This window comes from Halovibrio sp. HP20-59, assembly GCF_033052795.2.
In the GTDB taxonomy this organism is placed as follows: domain Bacteria; phylum Pseudomonadota; class Gammaproteobacteria; order Pseudomonadales; family Halomonadaceae; genus Vreelandella.
On the sequence record NZ_JAWJUW020000072.1, the window covers coordinates 1 to 307 of the forward strand.

Below are 307 nucleotides of genomic sequence, written 5' to 3' on the forward strand. Positions count from 1 at the left end.
CTTTGGACCCGATTTTAGGCCGACCTAAATCCAAATGCAAGGGATAGCTAAAAGAATCTCAGTTAGGCTCACCTAATGGAAACTTGGAACAACAGGCTGGCCAAAGCCTTGAAGAACAGTGGCATGACTAAGAGTGCTGTAGCCGCCGAAACTGGCGTCTCAGTGCCAACCCTTTCCGCTTGGGTGGGAGCCGGCAACATCACTCCAGCAACAACCATCACAGCGGAAAACCTCATCCGGGTCTGCCGGGTTCTCAAGGTCCGCCCGGAGTGGATCTTGTTTCGCGAAGGGCCTCCGGAAGTCGATG

The 307-nt window shown here is 54.1% G+C and carries 1 protein-coding gene; it reads left to right on the forward strand.

Annotated elements, in window-relative coordinates; translation table 11 throughout:
• Window positions 1-75: 75 nt before the first annotated feature.
• On the forward strand, window positions 76-307 hold a 232-nt coding region (locus RZA33_RS19430; protein WP_317509642.1), incomplete at its 3' end, for a helix-turn-helix transcriptional regulator.